Raw genomic sequence first — 13,428 nt, 5'->3', positions numbered from 1 at the left:
ACACACAAAGTTTTTGAACGGCTGAAAAAATGTGCAACCATTATCAAAACCATCCCGAAGCTATTCCCACTTGGAAGGAATATATTGGCGCGGTTGATGATACACCGTTCTCTGAAATCAAGATCGATGTCTGGCCGAAATATCAGGGCATAGTTGCCCGCGTGGATGACGGTCAGAAGAAACTGGACACCATGCAATGGGGCGTTCCGCTGACCATGAAAGGGAAGCGCCCTGGCACGACCGTTACAAAGCGAATAACCAACGTCCGCAATCTTTCCAGCTCGTTCTGGCGCTCGATGCTGACAAAGCCTGAAAATCGCTGTCTTGTGCCCTTCACGCAGTTTGCAGAGCCCAAGCCTAATGCGGGGAGAGAGGAATGCTGGTTTAAGGTCGACGAAGCTTCTGTGTCCGCTTTCGCCGGGATCTGGCGACCTTCCGATGAAGGCAATGTTTTTGCGTTTCTAACCTGCGAACCAAATCCGCTTATCAAACCAATCCATCCCAAAGCCATGCCGGTGATTTTGCATCCTGAGGACTATGACGATTGGTTGTCAGGAGATGAGGCGGAGAAGTTTGCGGTGCCGTTTCCATCACAGTTAATGTCAATGGCAGACTGATCAAGGATTTGTATGATCCAGCTTATGGGCAGCAGATGCTGGCTGAAGGTGAAAATTAATCAGTCCATCGGTCTAGCGTAATCATTGGCGTTCCTTTGTCAGACGATACCAAGAAATTGCATCGGCCGTCACAATCATAAATTCGGCACGGCGGATGCTTGCCAACTAATGAATAGTCCGGGCCTTTGACCATGATGAGAGCCACAAGGTCGACTTTGAATGTCATTTGGCATTTTGTGCACCAAGCTTTGATCTGGATGCCATTGAGGCGCATGTTTCCAACCGTGGAAAATGCCTTCGGGAGAATCGGTTTTTGCTTATTGGAACCCATTGCTCAGCGAGAACAGAAAGCGAACATAAAGAAAAGCTGTTTCAGGAATATAAATGAAAAATTATAGCGACTGTCAAACCAATCTCAACACCCAGAATTGTCTCCTCGCGGAGCAGTTTTACTAGATCAAAGAAGGTCATGGCGGGCAAATTGTGATCGCATGCTGCGCCGGATTCAAGTGGCATTTGAGGGTGTAGTTAAATTCTGAGAATCCGATTGCACTGCAGTATTGAGTGGAAGCAGGAGCCGATTGGTAAATTTCACCCAGCTCTAAGTGCGGACGACTGCGAAAGCTATATCCTACGTCCGCTTCGCGCCCCAAATGTCGTCATTCCCAAGGTCGGCGCACGTTCCTGAAAGCTGCCATTGCCTGAACTCAATGCGGTCAAACCATAATGTCCGAAACTGGGTGGGACGCTGACAGACTGCTTTGGGGAATACATGGATGATTACTGCCGTCACCGCGCATTACAGGTTTCCCGAAAAGGATGATCGATCAGGAAAGCGAAGCGTTGGGTTCAAACGGGGATGACCGTTGACAGGCGAATTATTGGTTTGAAAACCGGTGGTCGATATTTTAGCATGGCTCCATGGAGCGTCGGGACCGTATCATCAGGAGCATCTGGGCGGCGTGCCTCTTCCTTGCCGGCATCAATCACGCTCGCATCTTGCTTCAACACGGATTGTTCTGGGATTATCATGGGGCGAGCTTGGCAAGTGCCGTTTACTGGTCAAGCCTGACGGTCATTGATCCGCTGGTAGCAGTCCTCTTGTTCGTCCGACCGAAGATCGGAGTGCCGGCAACAGTTGCCGTTATTACGACCAACGTCGCCCATAACCTCGCTTTGACAGCCCTTAATATGCGCGATGGCACGCTTTTAAGGTATGTGATTTCAAGTCCCCAGCTCATGAGTCAGATCGGCTTCTTGCTCTTCGTCATCGCAACACAGCGGATGGCGCAGAGCGACGTTCGTAAGGTTAATGTAGTGGGCACAGTCAAAATAACTAACAAACCCAGTCAAATGTGACTCAATGCAATGGCCGAAACGGGGCAGTTTGCTCGCTGGCAGCTATTAGCTTGAAACGTCGGGGTCAAAACCATCATTATGAGTCAAATTTGTTTGATCACGCGGACCGTTTCGTGCCGAAAGCCAGCCTTTTCGTAAAACCGCAACCCTCGGTCATTGCTCGCAAATACATCCAACGCTAGACGTGCATACCCCATTTTCTTGGCCCATTGCTCCGCCTCATTCACAAGTGAACGCGCTACGCCTTGACCCTCTGCTTCGGGTTTTACTGCCAAGAGCGCAATGTAACCGCACTTCTTGCCAGCAATCTCGTCCATGCCTTCTCGGACATTCACATAACCAATTCTCTCGCCACATTCCTGGATAGCTATAAAAGTCGCATTTTCTCCTATATCGCTATTCCAAGCCGTCGCGGTAAAACCGTCTTGGAATAGCTCAACCTCCCTTTTGCTGTGAGCGGGAGCTTCAATGACTTCTGTTAGTCGAGGGTTTAGACCTTCGATAAACCCGCGGTCTGCGTCGTTCTCTTCAGCGCGGATTGAAAATGTCATGTGCGTCCTACTTGAAATATTATCTGCAAGGTTCGAACTTACCCTGCCAGATTCTTTCTGGATATGCAGCAGGTAAATACCGTCGGGTTTCGGACGCTAGGTCGAGCTTGGAACGACCAAAATTGGGGTGGTTGCTGACCAGCCGCTTTAATAATCCATTTAATCAATTTGAATGGCCGAAACTGGGTGGATTCCCGACAGTCTCGTTTTATTTTGGAAACTGAGAAGCCGGACATAGCCCGAATGGTTTGAGCTGGGCGGGAATGAGAATGGCCGGTTTGGACCGAGCGTTCCGATACAACTGCCACGCCGCCCTTCGAATAGAATTTTGATCACGTGATTATGTTGGCAATCCAGTGTGTGCTTTTATGGCATCTGCTTTGTTTGCTGCTCTGACCGTTCCAAAAAAGAAGGCGGGCCAACACCATCCATTCTTTACTGCTCGCGACGTGCCCTTAGAATTAGAATATATGCTAAATTCTCTCAATTCAGCCCCCCATTTGTATCTTCACTGTGCCCGGTCTGTAGCCGCTCGAAACAACTAACGAATTCTATCATCGATAATTCGAGAGAATCTAAAATTTCATATTCGTCATCAGAATAAAAATTCCGACCTAATGCATTTTTCATAATTCTGACGATTAGCGACCACCCCCATATTGGAAATAATGAAGATTTTGCAGCTTTCACCTTCCGTTGAAGTGTTTCCGCCGATGGACGAATTGCTTCTAAGGAAAGCTTTATCATTTTGATAGTGTTTTGCGTTGACCCAATAGCTTGGCGAATCTGTAAATCAGCGTATCGAATTTTATCTGTTTCCTGGTTGACTTCCTTTGTCTTTGACCGGGAATGCCAAGCCGCTACCGCGATAACTGGGGCTAAAGTCACTCCACCCAAAACTAAGGTGCCGCCTGCCATACCCGCTCCACCAGCGGCTAATGCGCCACCACCGAACCATGCGAGCGTAGCGTTTGTAGCGGCTACTCCTGAGAGCGTCGAAATAGCGGTGCCTGTTGACGCTGAACCAACTAGCGCAACCAACGACCAAGAGCCCGCTGCTACAGCGGCTCCAGCACCTGCACCTCCCGCAATGGCAACGGATGACGAATAGTCCGCAATGATACGATCTACATTGGATATGGGATTTTTTTGACAGAATTCAGAACGGGGCAGTGTAATTCCAGATGACGAAACGAGATGGCGGCCACCAACATAGCTCAGCATTTTCCGTGATGCTTTGGCTGCCTTGAAGCTTTCAACTACCAATTTTCCGAGAGTAGAGATATTATTCTCTCTCTCGCTCTCCAGCGAGTATAGCTTGTTTCGATTATCTTGGTATTCTCGGCAGTGGGAAGCGTAGGTGGCCTTCGCAGCCTCAAGTTGCTCGTATCCGCCGAGCGTCACCAAATTCATTGCGAGATCTTTGAAGCTCACGAATACCCCTACTCAAAGAATTAGCACTAGGTAAAAATTCTGCTTATAGCTACTCTTTATCACAAGCAGCAATCATAAATTTTGCGCTGTTAATTACTCCCATTGGACCTCTTCGCGATTAGTATCGATCATTCTATTCGTCTCTGATCATCTGCTTTTTCAGCTACAACGATTTTCGGGCAGCACAACTCCACAGTGGTGTGACCGAGATTGGGCGCGCAGTTGCAATAAGGTTTAGTGACTTGATCGTCCGGATGCAGGAAACAAACGAGTTGACGGGAATGTCGCAATTTGGGGCGGTTGCCGACCAGCCGCTTTTGTTTGCCTTCTAATCAGTTCGAATGACCGAAACTGGGTGGGAAACGAACGGTCCGGTTATGGGTTGCAAATGCACGATTGCGGACGTTCCAGTCGCGTGGTTATGACGATGGCTGTAAGCTCAACCGACAGTTTTTTGAACACGGAGAAGAATGATGCGCCTGCGAACTGCTGAACTCAACGACGCCCCAAGCGTAACGGCTCTCTTTGAACGGGCGTATCCGACCCTCATGGCAGCGTCGTATGACGCAGCTGTGCTTGCAGTAGCTCTACCAGAAATGACGAGGGCAAATCCTACTTTGTTGGCCTCGAGAACTTACTACGTGATAGAAGACGGTGAACGCCTAATCGGCTGTGGGGGCTGGACGATCGAGAAGCCGGGAAGCGGAGAGGTCAAACCGGGCCTTGCCCACTTACGTCACTTCGCAACTGATCCGGATCGCGCAAGAGAAGGTATAGGTCGCTCGATCTACAATCGATGCGCGATTGAGGCGTCGAATTCCAAAATTACGAAGTTTCAAGCGTTCGCAGGGCTTAATGCCGAGCCGTTTTACCAGCGCATGGGATTGGAGCGCATTCGAGTAGTCGACGTTCCTATGGGTCCGTCCATCAAACTCCCTACTGTTCTTATGAAGGGACCCGTGTGTGCGCTTTGATAAACGACCGCTTTCAGTGTCGGCCCATAACCGTCGCTATGTCCGGCATTGGGGCGAAAGCTGAAAGTCAGCTTTCCGTGCTGGATCACCAATTGCGGACTGTCGGCAACCGGCCCAATTGCAGTCGGCCGGAAAAAGGGGACAGGAATGTAATTTTATATTCCGGCAGCAGTTCAGAACCGATCGAATGGATCCATGCCAATTTGCCACTGCTGCGCATTAAACTTATTACCTGTATTCTTCTTGGCTTCTTTTACGCGCAATTTTTCTGCGGCAGCGGCCTCCACTTTTTCCCTTTTCTCGGCTTCAACCTTTTTATTAGATTCCTCAGCTTCGAGCCGTTTGATATGCTTTGCCAAATAATCATCTATCTTTTGATCGGCGTTATGGTAATATTTTTCCCACTTCCTGAAATTTATTTCATTAGCATGCGAGAAACCTGCATTCGTTCGCGGTTTTTCGATTGTAGGATCGGGATTGACCGGAAAAGCCGGCACAGGAGCCGGTTCAGGCACTTTAGTATCCTCCACCGCATTAGATAGCTTGGTGGTCATTACTGGAACACTTGTCGTATCCGAAACTGACATTGACCTGACATTATCCTGGCTCTGAGCATCGATAAGAAGTTTTGTTTTTTTGTTAGCTCCATTCGCCGCTTCAAGGCAATCGGCTAGCAATTGGCTTTCGTCTTCGAGTGCCCCTTTCAAAGCGAGCAAATATGCCGAAGCCGCATCTACAAGGCGTTTGGCCTCTTGATATTGTGATCGCGATACAGATTTGGAATCTTTCCGGTAAGCAGCCAGCAATTGCTCATTCTTCATCTTCAAGGTCGCTGCCCGTGAGCGAGCGCGTTGCATATTCTGATCAAGCACAAACGCCTCGTGCTCAAGTCTGGCGGCCTGTGTCATTGCAGCGATAATTTCTTGATCTAGCGCAGGGTTCTTGCCGGCGCTGCTATTTTCTCGGTCGGCATTTGAAGTCCGCTGTCCGATATCCGATAGCCTATCCTCGAGCTTTGCATCAGCCTGCGCCATAATTGCTTCCCATTGACGCCTTTCGTTTTCAATACCTCGGTCCGTGACTTCACCGCGCGCCTCTGCGGCGGCCAATGCTGAACCTAGATGCTCCGGTGGTTCTGCCGCAATCCCTCTTCGTTCGTTTGAACGGTGATTCACACGGCGTTTATGTCCAGCTTGCTCCAGATGACGATTTGTAATTTCCGAGCAAATTTCTCGTAAGGTTTCAATCCATCGTTTTTCCGCTACCTCGCGCACTTTTTTATGTTTGAGCGGCACGGCTCGGCCATTGGAACGGTGCTGCTTTGTTGTGACCGCAGTGAAGTCCCATTGTCCGGCTTTTAACCGATCAGTGCCATAGCCCTGCTGCTCCAGTGTAGCGATATCACCTTGTGTGATACGCCTGCATGGCCGATCATGATAGATGAGGTGAAAATGCCAGTTTCGGTCGTTGTTCTGGTGATCAGGTGCATGCATGACAGCCACAAATGGCAATTTGCGTTTGGAAAATTCTTCAGTGATGTCCTTGAGAAGCGCAAACATTTGAGGGGCCGACAATTCGTTCGGCAACTCTCCTGTCAGGCGAAACTGCATACGGCCCCCGCGACCTTTATGAAATTTAGCAACCGGATCGGAAGTGGGTTTAGATTTTTTTCCCTTTGAGGGCAGAATGCATCCCGGCTGAGACGATAGATAATCCCGCATCTGTTCAATCGATTCAATATCCAACTTCGTCACGCAGTCTGCATCGGTTGCTGCAAGCGCTCTTTTTAACGACAGCGGACATTGCTCATCTTTCGATACAGCTGACCAGAACTTTTGGTTATCCGCAAATCGAAATGACATTTTGTCCGGACTTGGCTTGGCTTCATTTTCTTCAACCAAAGCCCAATATTCCGCGCGAGCACGATCATCATCATCGATGTTGGTGATAAGTGCTCGATGCCCATCGGGCTGACGTGAAACAGCGCTGTCCCGAGTGATATAAATATCCTGGTCAATAATCATGCTACCGAACTGACCGTCCGCCGCTTTCCCAATCGGAAGGTCGGAACTAATTGAAAGTTTGGCGACATCTTTACACTGAGAAACGCCGTCTGGACTTAATGATTGAACTTCAAATTCGTCGACCAGCTTCTCTACAGGGTCAAGGCGTGCAACCGCGGCATCCCGTTCGATATAGGAGCAATGACTCTTTGCTGCGCCCGGGGACACGCGGGTGCCTTCCTGATAAGTTTCATAAGTTACCCGGGTGATGGATTTGTGTGACAAATGAAACGATGTCATTCCGTTCTTATCGGTAAACCGGTGCATCCGAGAACATGGGATATGAAACGATATCGTATTTTGCCCGCGACGCCCTTTGGTTGCTGTCTCATCTTTTGCAACGGTGCGCACCTTCGGATTAAATGACGTCTTATATCCATCAGGTTCCAGCATGCCTTGCTGTATGAGTGAGAATTTAATGCGGGACGCTGCAATCCGGTCTGCTAGTTCGAGCTGTGCATTCGTTGCCATAATCATTTCCTTCAAAACATATTATAGGACATGGATATTTGAAGTAGAAGTAATTATTGTTATTTATCAGAATGTTAAGTCAATGTATATCCAATGATATGGCATTGGCCTGGGATTGGAAATTAACAATAAACGGCTGCCGCAAGGCTGTCCGCACGGCAGTTTGGGCGCCTGCCCAAACTGCGGAAGTGCGCTTAAGAACACTACAATTACTATGGAAGAGCATTGGACACTTAGATCGTATAACGTTCGCCTAATATAAATACAAAATGCCATCAGGTTGTATGTGCAATGTGTTATTTTTAGAATGACTATGCCGAAACATAAATAGAAAATTTCCCGATCGCTATGAGGCGACCGGGAAGAGTTCAGAGAGTTCCGTTATCCATCCGATCGGCAACAGATCGGAGGCTTTCTCCACTAAATCCGCCTTCTTCAATAGCTCCAAGAACCTTGCTTTTGATCACATTAAGTTCGAGATTAACATCAGTCACAGAAGCAATAGAGTCGAAGTTGAACCTAAGCGGTGATGGAGGTTTTGGAAATTTCTCCAGTGCGGCCTTTACCTGAGGCAGCATTTTACTCATTGCCGTATTGTCGCCAACAAGCTGACGAGCCCAATCAGCAATTAGGTGGCTCGCCTTTCGGCAGTTCTCCGGCGGGCTTACAATCGATGAATGAATTGTTTCTCCATCCCTTTTCAGGTATTCAATCAATCCAGGCTTAAGGTAGCCAAGATCAAGTGTTGTCAAACCTTCAAAGCTGCCATCAAATTTTCCCGACCCATCTTTGTTGTTCTTGACATAGATGGGTTCAAATCCGGTAAGTTGTTGGCCGAGTTTTTTAACGCCTTCGGCTGCGCCAGTTTTATGAGGCGTGACTGGCAAAAACGCCACGCATTTATAGCCAGCACCACCAAAAAGTTGCTGCAAGCCAAAAATAAACTCGTGGTATTGTCCCGATGCCATGGCGTTAGCGCCAAAATCGAGAACGACATTTTTACCATAAGTTTCTTTGAAGATTATCTGGGCCGTATCAGGACTAATACCCCAACCGAGGGATCGGGCAGTCGGATCAGCCAATTTTGTCGCCTTGTTGCCAAGATCACCGTCGATTAATTCCACGGTCCGGCCTGCAAGTAGGAGCAAGGCCTTCATCAGCTGTGCGAACAGGCTTTTACCTTCTCCACCGGCATTTGTTATGACAATCACCAAAATAAGCTGCTGCATAGGGTTAAGCTGAGATTGAGTGTTTTGAGATTCAATCATGATCACTCCCCTCCGAAATCATTGCCGCCACGAACATCAGCGTAGGGATTTATAGGCAAACGCGCAGTCTGACCTTTTTCGATCTGAGGAACAGCCGATGGTTCATCACTTCTAACCGGAACAGCTGCTTGCGAAGGCTCTGGCGCCTTTTGATTTTCTAATGACGGGTGAGTTTTCCAGTATTTTACTGCCGCTGCAAAGCTGCTGTATCCTTTACCAACAGGATGGTCATTTTTTTTCAACAAACGAAAAATGCTCGCCATTGAAAAGCCAGCTTCTTCAGCTTCTATAATTGAAGCCCAGTGTATCCTAACTTCGTCGCGAATGGGTGATCGTGACGCAGTGCTGCTCATTAATTCTTGGATAATCGACATAGTTATTTCCTTAGCGCGAAACTGGGCGCCATCCATTTGGTCATCAGTGACCTGACAGCAGCCAGAAAACTGCTGTCTCAATAGTTATGGAATGAGAACATCTAGATGCCTATTTTCCCAAAAGTAAATTATTAGCTTGATAAACTACTTTTGGGGACACACTGTAGTGCAATGACAGCGAAAAAGAAAATGGGTAGGCCGAACAACATTGAGCGTGCCAGGCAAGATATCGCGCATCGTAAGCTGCTCGACCAAAAATGTGCACATCTAGGCATCCTGATGGACCGCATTACGGACGGCGAAATTGCAGAAAACGAAGCCGCAATAGAGTTCGGTCAGATTGCTGAAGAGATAAAGGATTTTGAGTTCGAACTGCCAAAGCGCGGCAAGAATATTTCGGGACCGAATACAGACAGGCTTGCGCTGCTGGAAAGATTAGCTATGCTGCAAGGGCGTCGCGATAATCAAGAAATTATTGCACATTGGATTTCCAATGTGATCTCCGACACAAACTTCGAAATTACACGCGTCAAGCAACAGCTTCTGCACTCCGTAAAAGACCAACGCCAAGTGTTCAGCTATCAGCATAAGCTTCTTCAGAAATTTGAGGTCGCTGGAATAACAAAGCACAATGCGTCACAGATTTCGATATCGGACTTAAAGGTAGTGCTAAATAAAGCCCCCACAAAACCGATTTCGAAGGTAGAAGCGGACGAGGTCGTTAATAATGAACCAAACAATTATTCCGTGTGGTCCGATTTTCTAAACAAAGATCACCAGCAATATTCCATCACTGCGGCCCCCATTAGCTCCATTAATAATCGAGGATTGGCCCAAAACTTGGAAAATGGCGACTATCCGCCGTTTATGGATTTAGCTGATTATAACCAGCCTGATCTTTTGCCAGAATTTAACGCGGCGAAGCTACCACAAGACCAGAAAAATATTGTTTTTAAAATCTGCAGGGAGTGGCTCATTAAAACATACGGTGAGCGCAAATCATTAGAACTTTGGAAAACGCGGAAGGATACATGGCCTTTCATGCTCGCTCTGAAATATAATTTCGCCCATGAAATTCCGGACATGAGGCGCGTGCAGCTACCTGGAAAAGAGCCTAGAAAGACTTTCTTGCTCGCTAAATGCCGGTAAATATAAAGTTTGCAGCCCTGCTCCTATTAATTTAGCCACCCGCAGATATTGTCATCGGATTCTGTTACCGTTTTTAAGAGCTTAAATTTGAGCCTACTGGCGCTCAAATACCATCGCAAAAGTTAAAAAAAACCTACCTGTTTACTTCGGACGGATAAATGTAGTGTTTTAAACTACGCAAGTTATTGCAAGCATCCTTAGATTAAGTCAGTAGGCAAGGTCATAAAGTTTCGGGGAAAATACAAATGACTGGCCAGCAACAACGCGACGCACTGCACCGAGAAATCTGGCGAATTGCAAATGAGGTGCGCGGCGCGGTTGATGGCTGGGATTTTAAGCAGTTCGTCTTAGGCGCTTTGTTCTACCGCTTCATCAGCGAAAACTTCGTAACCTATATCGAAGCCGGTGATGACAGCATTGACTATGCCACGATGGCCGACAGTGACATACCAGACGATGTAAAAGTGGATGCCACCAAAACCAAAGGTTATTTCATTCACCCCAGCCAGCTGTTTTCGAATGTGGTCGCTGCGGCCAATACCAACGAAAGTCTGAACACTGATCTGGCCGCGACCTTTACCGCGATCGAGGCATCCGCCAGCGGCTTCCCATCAGAAATGGATATCAAGGGGCTATTTGCCGATTTCGATACGACCAGCAATCGGCTGGGCAATACTGTGAAAGATAAGAACTCTCGCTTGGCCGCAGTTCTCAAAGGTGTGGCGCGCTTAAATTTGGGAGATTTTGGAGACAACGAAGGCGATCTATTCGGTGACGCCTATGAATTCCTCATTTCCAACTACGCCGCCAATGCGGGCAAATCGGGCGGTGAGTTTTTCACCCCGCAACACGTTTCCAAACTGATCGCCCAGCTAGCGTTGCATAAACAGACCAGCGTCAATAAAATCTATGATCCTGCAGCTGGCTCAGGTTCCCTGCTGCTGCAAGCCAAAAAGCATTTCGATAATCATGTGATCGAAGACGGCTTTTTTGGGCAGGAGATCAATCACACCACTTACAACCTCGCCCGCATGAATATGTTCTTGCACAACATCAATTATGACAAGTTCAACATCCAGTTAGGCAACACTCTGGAGCATCCGCATTTCGGCGATGATAAGCCCTTTGATGCGATTGTCTCCAACCCGCCCTATTCGGTCAAATGGAAGGGGTCGGATGATCCCACGCTGATCAATGATGAACGGTTTGCACCCGCCGGTGTTCTGGCGCCTAAGTCAAAGGCCGACTTTGCCTTCGTGCTACACGCGCTTAGCTATCTATCGGCCAAAGGCCGTGCAGCAATTGTTTGCTTTCCCGGTATTTTCTACCGCGGCGGCGCGGAACAGAAAATCAGGAAATATCTGATCGATAATAATTTCGTCGAAACTGTGATCTCTCTCGCGCCCAATCTGTTTTTCGGCACGACCATTTCGGTGACGATTTTAGTGCTGGCCAAAAACAAGACCGACACTGGCGTCCAGTTTATCGAAGCCAGCGGCGAGGCGTTCTTCAAGAAAGGCACCAACAATAATTTGATGGAAGATTGCCACATCACCAAGATTATCGAGATGTTTGATACCAAAGAGAACGTGGCGCACATCGCGAAAACCGTGCCGTATGATAGGGTTGTCGAAAGCGACTATAATCTCTCGGTCAGCAGTTATGTGGAAGCTGAAGATACGCGCGAGGTGGTGAATATCACCGAGCTGAATGCAGCACTGAAGGTGACTGTCGCCAAGATTGACCAGCTCCGCAGCGATATCGACGCCATCGTTGCCGAGATTGAAGCATGATCGAGGCGGGATTTCTAAAGAAGCTGCTGGACAAGGCTAATGTGGAATGGGTGCCTTTGGAAAAAGTTACGCTGCCCACGAGCAACATCAAATGGTCGGATACTGACCGAACGTATCAATATATCGATTTGTCGTCGGTAGACCGAGAAACTGGAATAATCTCTGAAACCAACGAGATTACAAGAGATACCGCTCCTAGTCGTGCTCAAAAGCTAGTTCAAACTGATGACTTGATCTTCGCAACTACAAGACCTGCTCAGCAAAGGTTTTGCCTTATCTCACCTGAATGGTCTGGTGAAGTAGCAAGCACGGGTTACTGTGTCCTTCGCCCGGACCCGTCTAAAGTATCGCCCGGTTGGCTACTACACTGGATCGGCTCCGCTCAGTTCAAAACATATGTTGAAGAGCAACAGAGTGGTTCTGCTTATCCGGCAATTTCGGACGGAAAGGTCAAAGCTTTCAATGTCCCCATCCCCTGCCCCGAGAACCCGAAAAAGTCGCTTGCGATTCAGGGTGAGATTGTCCGGATTCTGGACGCTTTCACTGAGCTTACAGCAGAGCTTACAGCAGAGCTTACAGCCCGCAAAAAGCAATACAATTACTTCCGCAACCAGCTCCTGACCTTTAAAGATGGTGAGATGGACTTGAAGGCATTGGGTCAAGTGTGTGAATTCAAGAACGGATTTGCTTTTAAAAGCAAGCTTTTTCGCGGAGAAGGTCGTCCAATTATCAGGATTACAAATGTATCCGGCGGAACCATCCAATTGGACGGTGTTAAATATTTCAATCCTGCTGATTACAAAGAAAATACAGAAGCATACGCCATTTCAAAAGGCGATATTTTAGTAGCTATGTCTGGAGCGACAACTGGAAAGATCGGCTACTATCCGCACGAGAACACCGCCTATCTCAATCAGCGCGTAGGAAAATTTCTACCAAATCCAGATTCATTAAATAATCGGTATCTATACCACTTTCTACTTTCGCAAAATCAACAGATTTACACACTCGCTGGAGGGGGTGCTCAGCCAAATCTGAGCTCGAACGCTCTTAAAGCCAAGCTGAAAATTCCGATCCCTCATCCTGACGATCCCAAACGGTCCTTAGAGGAGCAGATTCGGATTGCATGTATTCTGGATAAAATGGACACCCTCACCAATTCACTCAGCGAAGGATTTCCGCGCGAAATAGCGCTGCGGAACCAGCAATATCAATATTATCGCGACCTGCTGCTGAGCTTCGCAAAGCCGGAGGTAGCGACATAAAATGGGCAAAAGACTAGAAGATATTGCTCAGCAGCTTCGCGACAGAGCGGAGAATAATGGCAAGAAGGTTCAGCTGATCTACGCTTTCAATGGCACCGGAAAGACCCGCC

Annotated in this window: 11 protein-coding genes; 6 read left to right on the top strand and 5 right to left on the bottom strand. The window is 47.9% G+C overall.

Annotation, left to right across the window (positions count from 1 at the left end; all coding sequences use genetic code 11):
- Positions 1–29: 29 nt before the first annotated feature.
- Together V7676_RS02990 and V7676_RS02985 are read left to right on the top strand one after the other, a co-directional pair.
- On the top strand, positions 30–617 hold the full coding sequence (locus tag V7676_RS02990; RefSeq protein ID WP_335658173.1) for an SOS response-associated peptidase family protein: 588 nt from the start codon (positions 30–32) through the stop codon (positions 615–617).
- A 921-nt stretch (positions 618–1,538) separates the two neighbouring features.
- Positions 1,539–1,976, top strand: coding sequence for a hypothetical protein (locus V7676_RS02985; RefSeq protein ID WP_335658172.1), 438 nt, complete (start codon positions 1,539–1,541; stop codon positions 1,974–1,976).
- A gap of 83 nt (positions 1,977–2,059) precedes the next feature.
- Here V7676_RS02985 and V7676_RS02980 read toward each other — a convergent pair whose 3' ends face one another.
- Both V7676_RS02980 and V7676_RS02975 read right to left on the bottom strand, forming a co-directional pair.
- Positions 2,060–2,527 (bottom strand): GNAT family N-acetyltransferase, encoded by a 468-nt coding sequence (locus V7676_RS02980; RefSeq protein ID WP_335658171.1) that lies wholly within the window; start codon positions 2,525–2,527, stop codon positions 2,060–2,062.
- A 483-nt stretch (positions 2,528–3,010) separates the two neighbouring features.
- Positions 3,011–3,961, bottom strand: coding sequence for a hypothetical protein (locus tag V7676_RS02975; protein WP_335658170.1), 951 nt, complete (start codon positions 3,959–3,961; stop codon positions 3,011–3,013).
- Between the two features lie 470 nt (positions 3,962–4,431).
- Between V7676_RS02975 and V7676_RS18815 the strand changes: the two genes are divergently transcribed.
- Positions 4,432–4,935, top strand: a complete 504-nt coding sequence (locus V7676_RS18815; RefSeq protein WP_442955386.1) for a GNAT family N-acetyltransferase — start codon at positions 4,432–4,434, stop codon at positions 4,933–4,935.
- Between the two features lie 173 nt (positions 4,936–5,108).
- Here the strand turns inward: V7676_RS18815 and V7676_RS02970 are convergent, their stop codons facing one another.
- From V7676_RS02970 to V7676_RS02960, 3 genes are all read right to left on the bottom strand, one after another.
- Entirely contained in the window at positions 5,109–7,469 is a 2,361-nt protein-coding gene (locus tag V7676_RS02970; protein WP_335658169.1) for a MobA/MobL family protein, read from the bottom strand.
- A gap of 368 nt (positions 7,470–7,837) precedes the next feature.
- Positions 7,838–8,737 (bottom strand): hypothetical protein, encoded by a 900-nt coding sequence (locus tag V7676_RS02965; protein WP_335658168.1) that lies wholly within the window; start codon positions 8,735–8,737, stop codon positions 7,838–7,840.
- Positions 8,738–8,739: 2 nt separating this feature from the next.
- A complete protein-coding gene (locus tag V7676_RS02960) occupies positions 8,740–9,111 on the bottom strand; it encodes a hypothetical protein (protein WP_335658167.1) in 372 nt (123 codons plus the stop codon).
- 171 nt (positions 9,112–9,282) lie between these two features.
- Here V7676_RS02960 and V7676_RS02955 point away from each other — a divergent pair, with 171 nt between their 5' ends.
- The 3 genes from V7676_RS02955 (at position 9,283) to V7676_RS02945 (ending at position 13,318) form a co-directional block, all read left to right on the top strand.
- The gene (locus tag V7676_RS02955; RefSeq protein ID WP_335658166.1) at positions 9,283–10,260 is read left to right on the top strand and encodes a hypothetical protein; all 978 of its coding nucleotides are present in this window, start codon (positions 9,283–9,285) and stop codon (positions 10,258–10,260) included.
- Positions 10,261–10,505: 245 nt separating this feature from the next.
- Entirely contained in the window at positions 10,506–12,053 is a 1,548-nt protein-coding gene (locus tag V7676_RS02950) for a type I restriction-modification system subunit M (RefSeq protein WP_335658165.1), read from the top strand.
- Entirely contained in the window at positions 12,050–13,318 is a 1,269-nt protein-coding gene (locus V7676_RS02945; RefSeq protein WP_335658164.1) for a restriction endonuclease subunit S, read from the top strand. The genes V7676_RS02950 and V7676_RS02945 overlap by 4 nt, the downstream gene beginning before the upstream one ends.
- The last annotated feature ends 110 nt before the right edge of the window (positions 13,319–13,428 follow it).

This window comes from Parasphingorhabdus sp. (assembly GCF_036963805.1).
Classification (GTDB): Bacteria; Pseudomonadota; Alphaproteobacteria; order Sphingomonadales; family Sphingomonadaceae; genus Parasphingorhabdus.
Note: the sequence above shows the minus strand (reverse complement) of the source record. Positions and strands in the feature narration are given on the sequence as shown.